This is a genomic window from Kitasatospora sp. NBC_00070, assembly GCF_045041205.1.
Classification (GTDB): Bacteria; Actinomycetota; Actinomycetes; order Streptomycetales; family Streptomycetaceae; genus Kitasatospora.
This window is the reverse complement of record NZ_CP108247.1, coordinates 317,341-334,319: the sequence shown is the minus strand read 5'-3', so window position 1 is coordinate 334,319 and position 16,979 is coordinate 317,341. Positions and strand designations below refer to the sequence as shown.

The window sequence follows — 16,979 nt, the reverse complement described above, 5'->3', positions numbered from 1 at the left end:
CCCGTCCGTTCGGACGGGCAGACCGGCCGCCGGGCCCGCACCGTCGCGGACCCTCCCGGCGGCCGGTACCGGACCCTCCTCCCGTGAAGGACATGAACGTGCCACCAATTTCCTCCTCCCCGGAGCGCCACGTCGTCGGCGTGGACTTCGGTACCCTCTCCGGCCGCGCCGTGGTGGTCCGGGTCAGCGACGGCGAGGAGCTGGGCACCGCCGTCCACGAGTACCGGCACGGAGTGATCGAGACCCGACTGCCCGGAACCGGGCGGCAGTTGCCGCCGGACTGGGCACTCCAGCACCCGGCCGACTGGCGTCAGGTGCTGCAGACCGCGGTCCCCGCCGCGCTGGCCGCCGCCGGTGTCGACCCGGCCACCGTGATCGGCATCGCCACCGACTTCACCGCCTGCACCGTACTGCCGGTCACCGCCGACGGCACCCCGCTGGCCGAGACCGCGCTGGCCGACCGCCCGCATGCCTGGCCCAAGCTGTGGAAGCACCACGCCGCGCAGGAGCAGGCCGACCGGATCAACGAACTCGCCCACCGGCGCGGCGAGAAGTGGATCTCCCGGTACGGCGGGAAGATCTCCGCCGAGTGGCAGTTCGCCAAGGCCCTCCAGCTGCTGGAGGAGGACCCGGGCGTCTACGCCGCCACCGAGCGCTGGATCGAGGCCGCCGACTGGATCGTCTGGCAGCTCACCGGCGCCGAGAGCCGCAACACCTGCACCGCCGGGTACAAGGGCATCTTCCAGGACGGCGAGTACCCCTCCGAGGAGTACCTCGCCGCACTCAACCCGGAGTTCGCCGACTTCGCCCGCACCCGGCTGGCCCATCGGCTCTCCCCGCTCGGCTCCCGGGTCGGCTGCCTCACCGCCGAATCCGCCGCCTGGACCGGCCTGCCCGAGGGCATCGCGGTGGCGGCCGGCAACGTCGACGCCCATGTCGCCGCTCCCGCCGCGCAGGCGGTCGAGAACGGCCGGCTGCTGGCCATCATGGGCACCTCCACCTGCCACGTGGTCAACGGCGCCACCCTGGCGGACGTCCCCGGCATCTGCGGCGTGGTGGACGGCGGCATCGTCGAGGGCGCCTACGGCTACGAGGCCGGACAGAGCGCGGTCGGCGACATCTTCGCCTGGTGGCTGAGCCAGGGCATGCCCACCGAGTACGTCGCCGAGGCCGAGGCCACCGGCGAGGACGCCCACCAGCTGCTCAGCCGCAAGGCCGCCACCCAGCCGGTCGGCGGGCACGGCCTGGTCGCCCTGGACTGGTTGAACGGTAACCGCTCCACCCTGGTCGACCACCATCTCTCCGGCGTGATCGTCGGCCTCACCCTGGCCACCCGGCCCGAGGACGTCTACCGGGCCCTGCTGGAGGCCACCGCCTTCGGCACCCGCACCATCGTCGAGGCGCTGGAGCAGGGTGGCGTCCCGGTCACCGAGTTCATCGTCACCGGCGGGCTGAAGAAGAACCCGCTGCTGATGCAGATCTACGCCGACGTGCTGCGCCGCCCGATCTCGCTCGCGGTCTCCGCCCAGGGCCCGGCGCTGGGCTCGGCGATCCACGCCGCGGTGGCGGCCGGCGCCCACCCCGACGTGCGCACCGCCGCCGCCGCGATGGGCCGGGTCGAGCGCGCCGCCTACCGGCCCGACCCGGAGCGCGCCGACGGCTACGACGTGCTGTTCGCCGAGTACCGCGAACTGCACGAGCACTTCGGCACCGCCGCCGACAAGCAGCTGCACCGGCTGCGCCGGATCCGCAACGCCGCCTTGGCGAAGGCCGCTCCGACGCAGAACAGCGAGGAATCATGACCGACCTGATCGACCTGGTCCGCCGTCAGGTCAGCGAGCTGCACCACGAGTTGGTGCGCTACGGCCTGGTGGTCTGGACCGCCGGGAACGTCTCCGCCCGGGTGCCCGGCGAGGACCTGATGGTGATCAAGCCGAGCGGCGTCTCGTACGACGAGCTGTCGCCGGAGAACATGATCCTCTGTGACCTGGACGGCACCGTGGTCGAGGGCGTCCACTCGCCCTCCTCCGACACCGCCGCCCACGCCTACGTCTACCGGCACCTGCCCGAGGTCGGGGGAGTGGTCCACACCCACTCCACCTACGCCTGCGCCTGGGCCGCCCGCGGCGAGGCGGTGCCCTGCGTGCTGACCGCGATGGCCGACGAGTTCGGCGCCGAGATCCCGATCGGCCCGTTCGCCCTGATCGGCGACGACTCGATCGGCCGCGGCATCGTGGACACCCTGCGCGGCCACCGTTCGCCCGCCGTGCTGATGAAGAGCCACGGTGTCTTCACCATCGGCAAGGACGCCAAGGCCGCCGTCAAGGCCGCCGTGATGTGTGAGGACGTCGCCCGCACGGTGCACATCTCCCGCCAGCTGGGCGAACCCCTGCCGATCGCCCAGGCGGACATCGACAGTCTCAACTTCCGCTACCAGAACGTGTACGGCCAGCAGTCCGGCCGGTGAGGAGCCCCACCATGAAGACGATCGAAGACCGCGAGGTCTGGTTCCTCACCGGCAGTCAGGGCCTGTACGGCGAGGAGACGCTGCGTCAGGTCGCCGAGCAGTCCCGGCGGATCGCCGAGCAGCTGGACGGCTCCCCTGAGCTGCCCGTCAGGGTCATCTGGAAGCCGGTGCTCACCGACGCCGGAGCGATCCGCCGGATCTGCCTGGAGGCCAACGCGGCCGACGGGTGCATCGGCCTGATCGCCTGGATGCACACCTTCTCCCCGGCCAAGATGTGGATCGCCGGGCTGGACGCGCTGCGCAAGCCGCTGCTCCACCTGCACACCCAGGCCAACGTCGCACTGCCCTGGTCCACCATCGACATGGACTTCATGAACCTGAACCAGGCCGCCCACGGCGACCGCGAGTTCGGCTACATCCAGTCCCGCCTCGGTGTCGCGCGCAAGACCGTCGCCGGGCACGTCAGCGACCCGGTGACCACCACCCGGATCTCCTCCTGGGCCCGCGCGGCGGCCGGCCGGGCCGAGCTGGCCACCCTCAAGCTGGCCCGGTTCGGCGACAACATGCGCGATGTCGCCGTCACCGAGGGCGACAAGGTCGAGGCCCAGCTCCGGTTCGGCGTCTCGGTCAACACCTACGGCGTCAACGACCTGGTCGAGGTGGTCGACGCCGCCTCCGACGCCGAGGTCGGCGACCTGGTGAAGGAGTACGAGGACAGCTACCGCCTCGCCCCCGCCCTGCGTCCGGGCGGCGAGCGGCACGAGTCCCTGCGCTACGCGGCCCGGATCGAGGCGGGCCTGCGCACCTTCCTGACCGCGGGCGGCTTCCGCGCCTTCACCACCAACTTCGAGGACCTCGGCGGGCTGCGCCAGCTTCCCGGCCTCGCGGTCCAGCGGCTGATGGCCGACGGCTACGGCTTCGGCGGCGAGGGCGACTGGAAGACCTCGGTGCTGCTGCGCACCCTCAAGGTGACCGCCACCGGCCTGCCCGGCGGTACCTCCTTCATGGAGGACTACACCTACCACCTCGAGCCCGGGCAGGAGTTGATCCTCGGCGCGCACATGCTGGAGGTCTGCCCGAGCATCGCCGCCGCCACCCCCTCCTGCGAGGTGCACCCGCTCGGCATCGGCGGCCGGGAGGACCCGGTCCGGCTGGTCTTCGACGCCGCGCCCGGCCCGGCCGTGGTGGCCGGTCTGGCCGACATGGGCGACCGCTTCCGCCTGGTCGTCAACGAGATCGACGTGGTCGACCCGTCCGAGCCGCTGCCCAGGCTCCCGGTCGCCCGCGCGGTCTGGAAGCCCAGGCCCGACTTCCGCACCTCGGCGGAGGCCTGGCTGGCGGCCGGCGCCCCGCACCACACGGTGTTCTCCAGCGCGCTGGGCGCCGAGCAGCTCGACGACCTGGCCGAGATGCTGGCCACCGAGCTGGTGCTGATCGACTCCGGCACCACCATCCGGCAGTTCACCCGCGAGCTGCGCTGGAACCAGGCCTACCACCGGCTGGCCCAGGGCTTCTGATCCTGCGTCATCCCCTCGGGGCGGCACCGGACCCGGTGCCGCCCCACGGCGTTTCACCACAGGGAGAACCTGCGCCATGACGACCGACCTGACCATCCACCAGTACCCCGCCGGTGAGCTGCCGGACGGGCGGACCATCGACCGTTGGGTCTTCGGCACCGCCGGCGGGGTCACCGCCGAGGTGCTCAGCCTGGGCGCCCGGCTGCAGTCCCTGCATGCCCCGGACCGGGACGGGCGGCGGGCCAACGTGCTGCTCGGTGGCAGTTCCGTGGCCGAACTGCTGGGTGGGGCGGCCTACTTCGGCGCCACCGTGGGCCGTTACGGGAACCGGATCGCGGGTGGTGAGCTACCGCTGGACGGCGCCGTGCACCGCCTCGCCGCCCAGCAGAACGGCCACACGCTGCACGGCGGCCCGGACGGCTTCGCCACCCGACTGTGGAGCGGCGAGGCGGTGACGGAGGACGGACGGGTCGGTGTCCGGCTCACGCTGCACAGCCCCGACGGCGACCAGGGCTTCCCCGGGGCGCTGGACGTGACGGTCGGCTACCTGCTGGATCAGGACGGCGAGTTGACCATCTCCTACCAGGCGCGGACCGACGCGCCGACGGTGGTCAACCTGACCAACCACGCCTACTTCAACCTCGGCGGCGAGGGCAGCGGCCCGGTGCTGGACCACCTGCTCCGGGTCGAGGCCGACGCCTACCTGCCGGTGGACCACGCCCTGATCCCGCTCGGCGCGCCCGAGCCGGTCAAGGACACCCCGTTCGACCTCACCACCGCGGCCGGCCTGGGCGGCCGGATCTCCGTCGCCGACCCGCAGCTCCGGCTGGCGGGGGACGGCTTCGACCACAACTGGGTGCTGCGCCCGGGCGATGGCCTGCGGCCGGCCGCCACTCTCCACCACCCGCGCAGCGGACGGCGGTTGGACTGCCTGACCACCGAGCCCGGCCTCCAGGTCTACACCGGCAACCACTTCGACGGCTCGCTGGCCGGCCCCGGCGGCAGCCGCTACCGAGCCTATGCGGGCATCGCCCTGGAGACCCAGCACTTCCCCGACTCCCCGCACTTCCCGGACTACCCCTCCACCGTGCTGCGGCCGGGGGAGCGGTACGAGTCGGTCACCGTCTACCGGTTCTCGGCGGAGTAGTCCGCGCCGGTGGGGCGCCACTACGACTACCTGCTCCGCGTGCAGCCGCGACCTGACGCCAGGTCGCGGCCGTACCCGTACCCGAGGAGTACCCCCACATGTCCAAGCTCCGTCACCTGGCCGCAGCGGCAGCCCTGGCCCTGGCCGTGCTGCCCGCCGGGCCGGCCGAGGCGGCCGCGCCCCCGGTCGGCAGTGCCACCCGGTACACCATGACCGCGTTCACCAACAGCAGCGAGTCCAACATGTACGTCTACGACTCCCCGGACGCCACCGGCTACCGGTTGGTCAAGTCCTCGGCGTACACGCCACCGTCGGGCCTGATCCGGGACCCGAGCATCATCCGGCACACCGACGGCCGCTACTACCTCACCTACACCACCAACTGGTCCGGCAACACCATCGGCTTCGCCACCAGCACCGACCGGGTGAACTGGACCTTCCTCGGCAACCACACCATTCCGCTGGCCGGACTCCAGCGCACCTGGGCACCGGAGTGGCACGTCGACACCGACGGCAGTGTCAACGTGATCGTCTCGCTCTCCACCTCCGCCTCCGGCGCCGACTTCCTGCCCTACCGGCTGACCGCGACCGATTCCGCTCTGACGTCCTGGAGCTCGCCGACCCCGCTGGCCGGGATCACCGGCAACCACATCGACACCTTCGTGGTGAGGACCGGTTCGACCTACCACGCCATCACCAAGAACGAGACCACCAAGTACCTGGAGCACGCCACCGCCACCAGCCTCGGCGGCCCCTACACCTTCACCGGCACCGACAACTGGGCCGGCTGGGGCAACTGGGTGGAAGGCCCGGCCCTGGTCCAGCTCGACAACGGCGGCTGGCGGATCTACTACGACGGTTACAGTGCGCACAAGTACTACTACAGCGACAGCTACGACGGGCTGAACACCTGGACCGCGCCCACCGAACTGCCGGGCCTCAGCGGCTTCGCCCGCCACTTCACCGTCCTCAAGGAGACCGTGCCCGGCGGTGCGGCCCTCCCGGTGAACACCAACCGATCGCTCCGGTCCGTGAACTACCCCTCCCGCTATGTCAGTTCGGACGGATCGCTGGCTGCGGTCACCGCGTCCAGCAGCTCTGCCGGCAGACAGGCCGCCACGTTCACCGTGCTGCCGGGCCTGGCCGACCCGAACTGCCACTCGCTGCGCGCCGCCGACGGCCGCTACCTGCGGCACCGGGACTTCAAGCTCCGGCTGGGCACGGACGACGGCTCCGCCGTCTTCAGGGGCGACTCCACCTTCTGCCCGCGCCCCGGCTCGGCGGCCGGCTCGGTCTCGCTGGAGTCCTACAACTACCCGGGCCGCTACCTTCGGCACTACGACTACCAGTTGAGCCTGGACGTCTACCAGGACAGTGACACCTTCCGCGCCGACAGCTCCTTCCAGGGCGTCACCCCCTGGAGCTGACGGACCGTCCGGACGGAACGCCGCTGCCCGGCTCCCCACCGTGGGGGGAGCCGGGCAGCGGCACGTGGGACGGGCCTACGAACCGGCCTTGCGCTTGTTGTAGACGTCGAAGCCGACCGCGGCCAGCAGCACCAGGCCCTTGATCACCTGCTGGTAGTCGGTGCCGACACCGACCAGTGACATGCCGTTGTTGAGCACGCCGAGCACCAGGCCGCCGATGATCGCGCCGAGCACCGTGCCCACCCCGCCGCTGGCCGAGGCGCCGCCGATGAAGGCCGCCGCGATGGCCTCCAGCTCGAAGTTGATCCCGGCCTGCGGGGTGCCCGCGTTGAGCCGGGCCGCGAAGACCAGGCCGGCCAGCGCGGCCAGCACGCCCATGTTGACGAAGGCCAGGAAGACCACCCGCTTGCTCTTCACGCCGGAGAGCTTGGCCGCCGCCTCGTTGCCGCCGATCGCATAGGTGTGGCGGCCCAGGATCGAGTTGCGCATCAGGTAGCCGAATCCGACCAGCAGCGCACCGAGGATCAGCAGGACGATCGGCACCCCGTGGTAGCTGGCCAGCAGCAGGGTGAAGGCCAGCACCGCCACCGCGATCGCCGCAAGCTTGGCCGCGAACAGCCCGGCCGGCAGCAGCACCAGCCCGTACGAGGCGGCCTGCCGGCGTCCGCGGACCTCCTGGAGCACCGCCACGGCCAGCACGGCCGCGCCGATCAGCAGGGTCAGGTTGTGGTAGTTGGTGTGCGGGCCGACCTGCGGCAGGAACCCGCTGCTGATCTTCTGGAACCCGGCCGGGAACGGTGCCACCGACTGGCCCTGCAGCAGGATCTGGGTGCCGCCGCGGAACAGCAGCATCCCGGCCAGCGTCACGATGAACGACGGGATACCGATGTAGGCGATCCAGAAGCCCTGCCAGGCACCGGCCAGTGCGCCGATCAGCAGCGCCGCGACCAGCGCCACCGGCCACGGCACCTGGCCCTTGACCATCATCACCGCCGACGCCGCACCGACGAAGGCGGCCAGCGAGCCGACCGAGAGGTCGATGTGGCCGGCGATGATGACGATCATCATGCCGATGGCCAGGATGAGGATGTAGCCGTTCTGCTGGATCAGGTTGGTGATGTTCAACGGCTGGAGCAGGATGCCGTCGGTCCAGATCTGGAACAGCAGCACGATCAGGGCCAGCGCGCCGAGCATGCCGTACTGGCGGACGTTGCCCCGCAGTACGGTGGTCAACAGCCCGACCGGTTCGGGCCGTTCGGTCTTCTGCGGGATCTCGGTGGTCATCTGGGCCATGCCTTACACCTGCTCGTGTCGTCGGTCCGCGGTCTGGGTCATCAGCCGCATCAGGGATTCCTGGGTCGCCTCGGCCCTGCTCACCTCACCGGTGATCCGGCCCTCGGCCATGGTGTAGATCCGGTCGCACAGACCGAGCAGCTCGGGTAGTTCGGACGAGATCACCAGCACTGCCCGTCCCTGGGCGGCCAGGTCGGCGATCACCGTGTAGATCTCCGCCTTGGCACCGATGTCGATGCCCCGGGTCGGTTCGTCGAGGATCAGCACCTCGGGCTCGGTGAAGATCCACTTGCTCAGCACGACCTTCTGCTGGTTGCCGCCGCTGAGCTTGCCGGTCTGTGCGAAGACCGAGGGCGCCTTGATGTTCATGGCCTCGCGGAACCGCTCGGCCACCCTGGTCTCCTCGTGCCGGTTCACCCAGCCGCGCCGGGCCACTTTGGCGAGCGCGCTCAGCGAGATGTTCCGACTGATGTCGTCCATCAGGTTGAGCCCGAGCTGCTTGCGGTCCTCGGTGACGTAGGCGAGGCCGTGGCCGATCGCCTCCGGCACCGTACGGGTGCGGATCTCCCGCCCGTCCAGCAGCACCCGGCCACCGGTGTACCGGCCGTAGGAGCGGCCGAACACGCTCATCGCGAGCTCGGTGCGGCCGGCGCCCATCAGGCCGGCGATGCCCACGATCTCGCCGCGTCGGACGTTCAGCGAAGCCCCGTCCACCACCTTGCGCTGCTGGTCGATCGGGTGGCGCACCGTCCAGTCCTCGATCGCCAGCGCGACCTCGCCGATCTCGGGGGTGCGCTCGGGGTAGCGGTGCTCCAAGTCGCGGCCGACCATGCCGCGGATGATCCGGTCCTCGCTGATGCCCTGGACCGGGATGGACTCGATGGTCCGGCCGTCCCGCAGGATGGTCACCGAGTCGGCCACCCTGGCGATCTCGTTGAGCTTGTGCGAGATGATGATGCAGGCGATGCCCTGGGCCTTGAGCTCCAGGATCAGGTCGAGCAGTTGGCGGCTGTCCTCGTCGTTCAGCGCGGCGGTCGGCTCGTCCAGGATCAGCAGTCTGACCTCCTTGGCCAGTGCCTTGGCGATCTCGACCAGTTGCTGCTTGCCCACCCCGATGTCGGCGATCCGGGTCTGCGGGTGCTCCGGCAGGCCGACCCGGCGGAGCAGCTCGGTGGCGTGGGTGAGGGTCCGGTGCCAGTCGATCCGGCCGCGCCGGGCGTGCTCGTTGCCGAGGAAGATGTTCTCGGCGATCGACAGGTAGGGCACGAGGGCGAGTTCCTGATGGATGATCACGATGCCGCGCCGCTCGCTGGCCCGGATGTCCCGGAACTCGCAGGGCTCGCCCTCGAAGAGGATGTCGCCCTGGTAGGAGCCGTGCGGGTAGACGCCGCTGAGCACCTTCATCAGGGTCGACTTCCCGGCGCCGTTCTCGCCGCAGATCGCGTGCACCTCGCCGGGCGCCACGCTCAGGTTGACGTCGGAGAGGGCCAGGACGCCGGGGAAGGTCTTGGTGATCGAACGCATCTCCAGGATGGGTCCGGCCATGGTGGTGGTTCCGTTCGCCGGGGGTGGTCCCGGGCCCGTTGGGGCAGGCCCGGGACCACCGGTCTTGGTGGGGCGGCTACTTGACCTGGTCGGCGGTGTACTGCCCGCCGTCGATCAGCACCTTGCGGTAGTTCTCCTTGTCCACGCTGACCGGCTGCAGCAGGTACGCGGGCACGGTCTTGGCGCCGTTCTCGTACTGGGTGGTGTCGTTGACCTCCGGCTTGCCGCCGGTCAGCACCGCGTCGCCCATCTGCACGGCCACCTTGGCGAGTTCGCGGGTGTCCTTGTAGACGGTCTGGGTCTGCTCGCCCGCGATGATGGACTTCACCGAGGCCAGCTCGGCATCCTGCCCGGTGACCACCGGGAGGGTCTTGCCGGCGCTGCCGTACCCGACACCCTTGAGCGAGGAGAGGATGCCGATCGAGATGCCGTCGTACGGCGAGAGCACCGCGTCCACCTGGGCGGCGGTGTACGCCTTGCTGAGCAGGTTGTCCATCCGGGACTGGGCCACCCCGCCGTCCCAGCGCAGGGTGGCGACCTGGTTGAAGGCGGTCTGGCCGCTCTGCACGACGAGCTTCTTGTCGTCCAGGTAGGGCTTGAGTACGCTCATCGCGCCGTTGAAGAAGAAGGTGGCGTTGTTGTCGTCCGGGGAGCCGGCGAACAGCTCGATGTTGAACGGGCCCTTGCCGTCCTTGAGGCCGAGCTTGTCGACGATGTAACTTCCCTGCAGCACGCCGACCTTGAAGTTGTCGAAGGTGGCGTAGTAGTCGACGTTCTTGGTGCCGCGGATCAGGCGGTCGTAGGAGATGACCGGGATCTTGGCGTCTGCGGCCTTCTGCAGCACGTTGGTCAGCGAGGAGCCGTCGATGGCGGCGACCACCAGGAGCTTGGCACCCTTGGTGATCATGTTCTCCAGCTGGGAGACCTGGTTCTCCACCACGTTGTCGCCGTACTGGAGGTCGGTCTTGTAGCCCTTGGCCTGGAACTCCTTGGCGATGTTGTTGCCGTCGTTGATCCAGCGCTCGGAGGACTTGGTGGGCATGGCGATGCCGACCAAGCCGCCCTTGGCGTCGCCGCTCTTGGCCGGGGCGTCGCCGACCCCGTTGGCGCTCTGGCCGCAGGCGGCCAGGGTCAGGGAGAGGCCCGCTGCCGCGAGACCGATCGAGAGCTTTCGCACAGTTCCTCCAGGGATGGTTCCGCGCCGCGGTGTGGGCGGGGCGGTACCTGAGTGTTAACGCTCACAGAAGGGTCGTCAAGGGTCGGGAGATCACCGTTCCGTCTCGCCGCCGCGCGCTTGACGCGGCGATTGTTAGCGTTAACAACTCCCGCCAGGAGATTGGAGAGGTGGCGCGGGCCGCGTTGGGTGAAGCCGGGTCGGCGAGCAGCGACGGGCCGTCGAGAGTGCCGCGCCGATCCCCGTCACGTGCCGCCTCCCCGCTCCGATCTGCTCAGACTCCGCGCGCGGCCTGCTGGAGGGCCCCGGCTCGATGCAGGGTGTCCGCGATCCGCCCGAGCGTGGCCTCGTCCCGGGGGACGGGCTCCAGCACCGGGCCCTCGGCGGTCCGCCAGCGCCGGGCGACGGCGTCGGCGGACTCGCCGGTGAGCAGCGCGGCCGCCTGGGCGGCGGCGCCCAGAGCGACCAGCTCCTCGGCCGCGGGCACCTGGACCGGGTGGCCGGACAGCCGGAGTACGGTCTGCTGCCAGGCGCGGCCGCGGGCGCCGCCGCCGATCAGCAGCAGCGGCCGGTCGTCGTCCGGGCGCCGGCCGCCGGCGCGCAGCACGTCCGCCAGTGCGGTCAGCAGGGCGTGCACGGCGCCGTCGTAGGCGGCCTGGAGCAGCTGGCCCGCTGTGGTGTCGTGGCGCAGCCCGTGCACCAGGCCGGAGGCGCCGGGGAGGTCGGGGGTTCGCTCGCCGTCCAGGTAGGGGAGGACCACGGCGGTGCCGCCGTCCTCGACCTGCTCGCGGTCGCGGCCGAGCAGGGTGGCGAACCGGTCGACCGCCAGCGTGCAGTTGAGCGTGCAGGCCAGTGGCAGCCAGCCGCCCAGCGCGTCGGCGAAGCCGGCCACCGTCCCGCTCGGGTCGGCGGGCCGGGAGCTGCCGACGGCGTAGACGGTGCCGGAGGTGCCGAGGCTGAGCACCGGCTGACCGGGTGTCAGGCCGAGGCCGAGGGCGGCGGCCATGTTGTCCCCGGTGCCGGTGGCCACCGGTGTGCCCGCGCGCAGCGGCGAGCCGGGGCGGGCGGTGCCGGCCCGGGCTCCGGCGGGGAGGACCGGCGGCAGCAGGGCCGGATCGAGACCGATCCGGGCGAGGACGTCCTGGTCGTAGCCGTCCGGTCCCCACCAGCCGGTGCCCGAGGCGTCGCCGCGGTCGGTGGCCGCCCCGCCGGTCAGACGCTCCGTCAGGAAGTCGTGTGGCAGCCGGACCGCGGCCGTGCGGGCGGCGGCCGCCGGCTCGTTGGCCCGCAGCCAGGCCCACTTGGCGGCGGTGAAGGCGGCGGTGGGCACGCTGCCGGTACGGGCGGCCAGCTCCGCTGCGCCGAACTCGGCGCGCAGGGCGGCCGCCTGAGGGGCGGCCCGGACGTCGTTCCAGAGCAGGGCCGGGCGCACCGGCCGGGCGGCCGCGTCCAGGGTGACCAGGCCGTGCTGCTGGCCGGCCACCGAGCAGGCGGCCGCGCGGTCCGCCCAGCCGGTGTCGGAGACGGCCGCCTTCAGGGCCTGCCACCACTGCTCGGGATCGCTCTCCCGGCCGGGGCCGGTGCTCACGGTGTGCGGGGCGCGGCCGTGGCCCAGCACGGCGCCGGAGTCCACGTCGACGGCCAGCGCCTTGGTGGACTGGGTGGAGCTGTCGATGCCGATGACGACCTGCCGAGCGGTCATGCGTTTCCTCCCGCGGGGTTTCCTTCGGACGGCTCCGCATACTAGTTTGTTTTTCGCCCTGACAAACAGTCCTCGCACTGATCCGGAGCCGCTCGATGACCACCGATCCGCTCGTTCCCACCCCCGCGCACCGCTTCACCTTCGGCCTGTGGACCGTCGGTTGGCAGGGGCGCGACCCGTTCGGCGACGCCACCCGGCCCGCGCTCGACCCGGTCGAGACGGTGCAGCGACTGGCCGCCCTCGGCGCCCACGGCGTGACCTTCCACGACGACGACCTGATCCCGTTCGGCGCGGGCGAGGCCGAGCGGGAGCAGACCGTCAAGCGCTTCCGCGCGGCGCTGGACGCCGCCGGCCTGAAGGTGCCGATGGCCACCACCAACCTGTTCACCCACCCGGTCTTCAAGGACGGCGCGTTCACCGCCAACGATCGCGACGTGCGCCGCTACGCGCTGCGCAAGACCATCCGCAACATCGACCTGGCGGCCGAGCTCGGCGCCACGACCTACGTTGCCTGGGGCGGCCGGGAGGGCGCCGAGTCCGGCGCGGCCAAGGACGTGCGCACCGCACTCGACCGGCTGAAGGAGGCCTTCGACCTGCTCGGCGAGTACGTCGAGGCGCAGGACTACGACCTTCGGTTCGCCATCGAGCCCAAGCCGAACGAGCCGCGCGGTGACATCCTGCTGCCGACGGTCGGTCACGCCCTGGCGTTCATCAACGAGTTGGAGCGCCCGGACCGGGTCGGCGTCAACCCGGAGGTCGGCCACGAGCAGATGGCCGGGCTGAACTTCCCGCACGGCATCGCCCAGGCGCTCTGGCACGGCAAGCTGTTCCACATCGACCTGAACGGCCAGTCCGGCATCAAGTACGACCAGGACCTCCGCTTCGGCGCCGGTGACCTGCGCCAGGCGTTCTGGCTGGTCGACCTGCTGGAGAGCGCCGGCTACGACGGCCCGAAGCACTTCGACTTCAAGCCGCCGCGCACCGAGGACTTCGACGGCGTGTGGGCCTCGGCGGCCGCCTGCATGCGCAACTACCTGCTGCTGGCCGAGCGTTCGCGGGCCTTCCGGGCGGATCCGGAGGTGCGGGCCGCGCTCGCCGCGTCCCGGCTGCCCGAGCTGGCCCGGCCCACCGCGGCCGACGGCCTGGCCGGGCTGCTGGCCGACCGGTCCGCCTTCGAGGGATTCGACGTGGACGCCGCGGCCGACCGCGGGATGGCCTTCGAGCAGCTGGACCAGTTGGCCTTGGAGCACCTGCTCGGCGCCCGCTGACCCCTGGCGGCGAGGCGCTCGTCGGTCAGCCGCAGGGTGGCCGCCCGGTGCAGCCGCTGACGGTCACTCGGGTGTGCGGCGCGCAGCTCCCCGTACGTCCGGCAGGTGGCTCCGGTCAGCCGATGCTGTGCCAACGTGGCCTGCGCGCTCGGCTGAACCGGTGATGACGGGTGGCGCCCCGCGCCTCCCTGGCCGGGGCGCCACCCGTCCCAACCGCACCCCGAGAGGAACTGATCCGGTGTCAGGCCAGCAGACCGGCGGCACCGTCGCCAACCCCGTGATCCCCGGCTTCCACCCCGATCCGAGCATCTGCCGGGTCGGTGACGACTACTACGTGGTGTGCTCCAGCTTCGAATACTTTCCCGGCATCCCGGTCCTCCACAGCCGAGACCTGGTCAACTGGACGCAGATCGGCAACGCCCTGGACCGGCCGAGCCAGCTGCGGCTGCCCGCGTCCACGCTCTCCTCCGGCGGCCTCTACGCGCCGACGCTGCGCCACCACGACGGCCGGTTCTGGCTGATCGTCACCAACGTGGCCGAGGGCGGGGGCAACCTGCTGTTCAGTGCCACCGACCCGGCCGGCCCGTGGTCCGAGCCGACCAGGGCGCCCGGGGTGCCGGGCATCGACCCGGACCTGGCCTGGGACGAGGACGGCACCTGCTGGTGCACCGTGGCCGGGGTCTCCCAGGTCCGGCTGGACCCGCGCACCGGCGAGACCTCCGGCGAGGTGCGCCGGCTCTGGTCCGGCACCGGCGGGGTGGCCCCCGAGGCCCCGCACCTGTACCGGATCGGTGAGTACTGGTACCTGATGATCGCCGAGGGCGGCACCGAGCGCGGCCACGCCGTCTCGATCGCCCGCGGCCCCTCGCCCGCCGGACCGTTCGAGCCCTGCCCGGCCAACCCGGTCCTGACCCACCGCGGCACCGGCCGCGCGGTCCAGAACACCGGCCACGCCGACCTGGTGCAGGGTCCGGACGGCTCCTGGTGGATGGTGCTGCTCGGCGTCCGCCCGCAGGGCGGCACCCCCGGCTGGCACGTGCTCGGCCGGGAGATCTTCCTCGCACCGGTCGAGTGGGCGGACGGCTGGCCGGTGGTCGGCGAGGTCACCACCGAACTGCCCGTCCCCGCCTGGCCGTTGCAGCCCGGGCCCGAGATACCGGCCCGGGACGACTTCGGCCAGGTCGAGCTCGGGCCCCGCTGGATCTCGCTGCGCGAGCGCCCGGACGGGCTGTGCACCACCAAGGAGCGCACCGGCTGGCTGACCCTGCGCGGCCGGGGCTCGCTGGACACCCTGGACGCGGTGCTGGTCGGCCGCCGCCAACAGCACCTGGAATGCCACGTCCGCACCCTGGCCGACCCAGCCGAGGGCCGGGGCGGCCTGGTGGTCCGGCTGGACGAGGAGCACCACTACGAGCTGGAGGCCGCCGACGGTGAGGTGCGCCTGCTCGCCCGGGTCGGCCCGCTGCGGACGGAGGTGGCGCGCCGTCAGGTGCCCAACGGCCCCGTGGTGCTCGGCCTGCGGACCGGCCCGCAGACGCCACGCGACGCCCGCACCGGCCCGGACGACCTCAGTTTCGGCATCGAGGAGCCGGACGGTACCTTCGCCGGGCTCGGCACCCTGAGCGGCCGCTACCTCTCCACCGAGGTGGCCGGCGGCTTCACCGGCCGGGTGATCGGCATGTACGCCGCCGAGGGCACCGTCCACTTCGACTGGTTCGACTACCAGCCGCAGTAGGCCCGCCCTCGAGGCCACCTGGCAGGGACGCACCAAGTCAGACTCGCGAGAGGGACGACACGTGAAGACTGCCTGGCCTCGAAGGGTTTCACCTTCCAGCGGGCCCGGCTGGTCGAGGGTGCGTACCTGGACGTCCAGAACCTTGCACACCGATGCCAGGACCGGGAGCAGCGACCGGGCCGCCGGCCTGGCCCAGCTCTCCGGCATCGCGCCGGGGCGGTCGGGCGGCCCGGCCGTGGAGCTTCGAAAGTTTCGATTTGGTTTCCATCCCGGCATCCCAGATGATTCGATCGCTCCGGCGGATGAGGCATCCATGAGGCAGTCAGGAATGGTACTGGCCTGCCTAGTTGTCGGTCCCAATGTTCTCCGGGTGAGTGCGAATCTTTCGCTTTGTGTGTCGAATGTATTGACAGTGGATGACGAGTGGGCACACTGGTCGTCATTGGTACCCCGACGGCCCGGAGCTCTCAACTGATGTGCTGCTTCGGCGCGTTGAGCGATCCAGCCGAGGCCGGGGAGCTCCCCGCTGTCCGCACGCCACGGCGTACACGATGAGGAAGTAGGCACATGGACACCATCGTCCGAACTCATGCCCAAGGGACCGGCGGTTTCCGACGGTTCGTCAGGAACGCCGGCACCCTGGCGCTGGCGTTGCTGGTCGCGCTGATGCTCCCGGTCTCCGCAGCCCACGCCGACACCGTGGTCACCTCCAATCGGACCGGTACCGACAACGGGTACTACTACTCGTTCTGGACCGACAGTCCCGGCTCGGTCTCGATGAACCTGAGTGCCGGCAGCCGCTACAGCACCCGGTGGAGCAACACCGGCAACTTCGTGGCCGGCAAGGGCTGGGCCACCGGCAGCCGTCGCTCGGTGACCTACTCGGGCAGCTTCAACCCGTCCGGGAACGCCTATCTGACGCTCTACGGCTGGTCCACCAACCCGCTGGTCGAGTACTACATCGTCGACAACTGGGGGACCTACCGACCCACCGGCACCTTCAAGGGCACCGTCACCAGTGACGGTGGCACCTACGACATCTACCAGACCACCCGGTACAACGCTCCCTCCATCGAGGGGATCAAGACCTTCAACCAGTACTGGAGCGTCCGTCAGAGCAAGCGGACCGGTGGCACCATCACCACCGGCAACCACTTCGACGCCTGGTCCCGGGCGGGCATGCAGCTCGGCACCATGAACTACATGATCCTGGCGACCGAGGGCTACCAGAGCAGCGGCAGCTCCGACATCACGGTGGACTCCACCTCGGGCGGTCCCGGTGGCGGAGGCTGCACCGCGACCCTGTCGGCGGGTCAGTCCTGGGGTGACCGCTACAACCTCGACGTGGCGGTCAGCGGCTCCGCCAACTGGACCGTCACGATGAACGTGCCGTCCCCGGCCAAGGTCCTGTCGACCTGGAACACCACCACCAGCTTCCCGAGTTCGCAGGTGATGGTGGCCAAGCCGAACGGCAACGGCAACACCTTCGGGGTGACGATCCAGCCCAACGGGAGCTGGACCTGGCCCACCGTCTCGTGCGCCGCCGCCTGATGCACGACGGGTACGCCAACAGGCCGGCCGCCGTTCCGCGGACCGCCCAGGTACTGGCGGGCAGGGGGCCCGACGGCGGCAACAGCCACCGGGCCCTGACGATCCGGCACAGCGGCAGACGGACCTGGCCGACCGTCAGCTGTCGGACGGCCT

Annotated in this window: 12 protein-coding genes; 8 read left to right on the top strand and 4 right to left on the bottom strand. The window is 71.1% G+C overall.

All coding sequences use genetic code 11. The features are described from left to right. The first annotated feature begins 92 nt into the window (after window positions 1–92). From OHV05_RS01575 to OHV05_RS01555, 5 genes are all read left to right on the top strand, one after another. Entirely contained in the window at window positions 93–1,802 is a 1,710-nt protein-coding gene (locus tag OHV05_RS01575) for a ribulokinase (RefSeq protein ID WP_405021369.1), read from the top strand. Beyond that, window positions 1,799–2,467 carry an L-ribulose-5-phosphate 4-epimerase gene (locus OHV05_RS01570; RefSeq protein WP_405015931.1) on the top strand — a complete coding sequence of 223 codons (669 nt, stop codon included), beginning with the start codon at window positions 1,799–1,801 and terminating at the stop codon, window positions 2,465–2,467. The genes OHV05_RS01575 and OHV05_RS01570 overlap by 4 nt, the downstream gene beginning before the upstream one ends. Window positions 2,468–2,478: 11 nt before the next feature. After that, the gene (gene araA, locus OHV05_RS01565) at window positions 2,479–3,984 is read left to right on the top strand and encodes an L-arabinose isomerase (protein WP_405015930.1); all 1,506 of its coding nucleotides are present in this window, start codon (window positions 2,479–2,481) and stop codon (window positions 3,982–3,984) included. Window positions 3,985–4,060: 76 nt separating this feature from the next. Continuing rightward, window positions 4,061–5,131 (top strand): aldose epimerase family protein, encoded by a 1,071-nt coding sequence (locus OHV05_RS01560; RefSeq protein ID WP_405015929.1) that lies wholly within the window; start codon window positions 4,061–4,063, stop codon window positions 5,129–5,131. A 98-nt stretch (window positions 5,132–5,229) separates the two neighbouring features. Then, window positions 5,230–6,558 (top strand): glycoside hydrolase family 43 protein, encoded by a 1,329-nt coding sequence (locus OHV05_RS01555; RefSeq protein ID WP_405015928.1) that lies wholly within the window; start codon window positions 5,230–5,232, stop codon window positions 6,556–6,558. A 75-nt stretch (window positions 6,559–6,633) separates the two neighbouring features. Here OHV05_RS01555 and mmsB read toward each other — a convergent pair whose 3' ends face one another. The 4 genes from mmsB to xylB form a co-directional block, all read right to left on the bottom strand. Continuing rightward, window positions 6,634–7,851, bottom strand: a complete 1,218-nt coding sequence (gene mmsB, locus OHV05_RS01550; protein ID WP_405015927.1) for a multiple monosaccharide ABC transporter permease — start codon at window positions 7,849–7,851, stop codon at window positions 6,634–6,636. Window positions 7,852–7,854: 3 nt separating this feature from the next. Beyond that, window positions 7,855–9,396, bottom strand: coding sequence for a multiple monosaccharide ABC transporter ATP-binding protein (gene mmsA / locus OHV05_RS01545; protein WP_405015926.1), 1,542 nt, complete (start codon window positions 9,394–9,396; stop codon window positions 7,855–7,857). Between the two features lie 76 nt (window positions 9,397–9,472). Continuing rightward, on the bottom strand, window positions 9,473–10,573 hold the full coding sequence (gene chvE / locus OHV05_RS01540; protein WP_405015925.1) for a multiple monosaccharide ABC transporter substrate-binding protein: 1,101 nt from the start codon (window positions 10,571–10,573) through the stop codon (window positions 9,473–9,475). Window positions 10,574–10,844: 271 nt separating this feature from the next. Beyond that, on the bottom strand, window positions 10,845–12,272 hold the full coding sequence (gene xylB / locus OHV05_RS01535; protein WP_405015924.1) for a xylulokinase: 1,428 nt from the start codon (window positions 12,270–12,272) through the stop codon (window positions 10,845–10,847). 95 nt (window positions 12,273–12,367) lie between these two features. Between xylB and xylA the strand changes: the two genes are divergently transcribed. The 3 genes from xylA (at window position 12,368) to OHV05_RS01520 (ending at window position 16,826) form a co-directional block, all read left to right on the top strand. Continuing rightward, complete coding sequence (gene xylA / locus OHV05_RS01530) at window positions 12,368–13,540, top strand: xylose isomerase (RefSeq protein WP_405015923.1); 1,173 nt, start codon at window positions 12,368–12,370, stop codon at window positions 13,538–13,540. 238 nt (window positions 13,541–13,778) lie between these two features. Further along, the gene (locus tag OHV05_RS01525; protein ID WP_405015922.1) at window positions 13,779–15,275 is read left to right on the top strand and encodes a glycoside hydrolase family 43 protein; all 1,497 of its coding nucleotides are present in this window, start codon (window positions 13,779–13,781) and stop codon (window positions 15,273–15,275) included. A gap of 567 nt (window positions 15,276–15,842) precedes the next feature. Continuing rightward, window positions 15,843–16,826, top strand: coding sequence for a glycoside hydrolase family 11 protein (locus OHV05_RS01520; RefSeq protein WP_405015921.1), 984 nt, complete (start codon window positions 15,843–15,845; stop codon window positions 16,824–16,826). Window positions 16,827–16,979 lie beyond the last annotated feature (153 nt).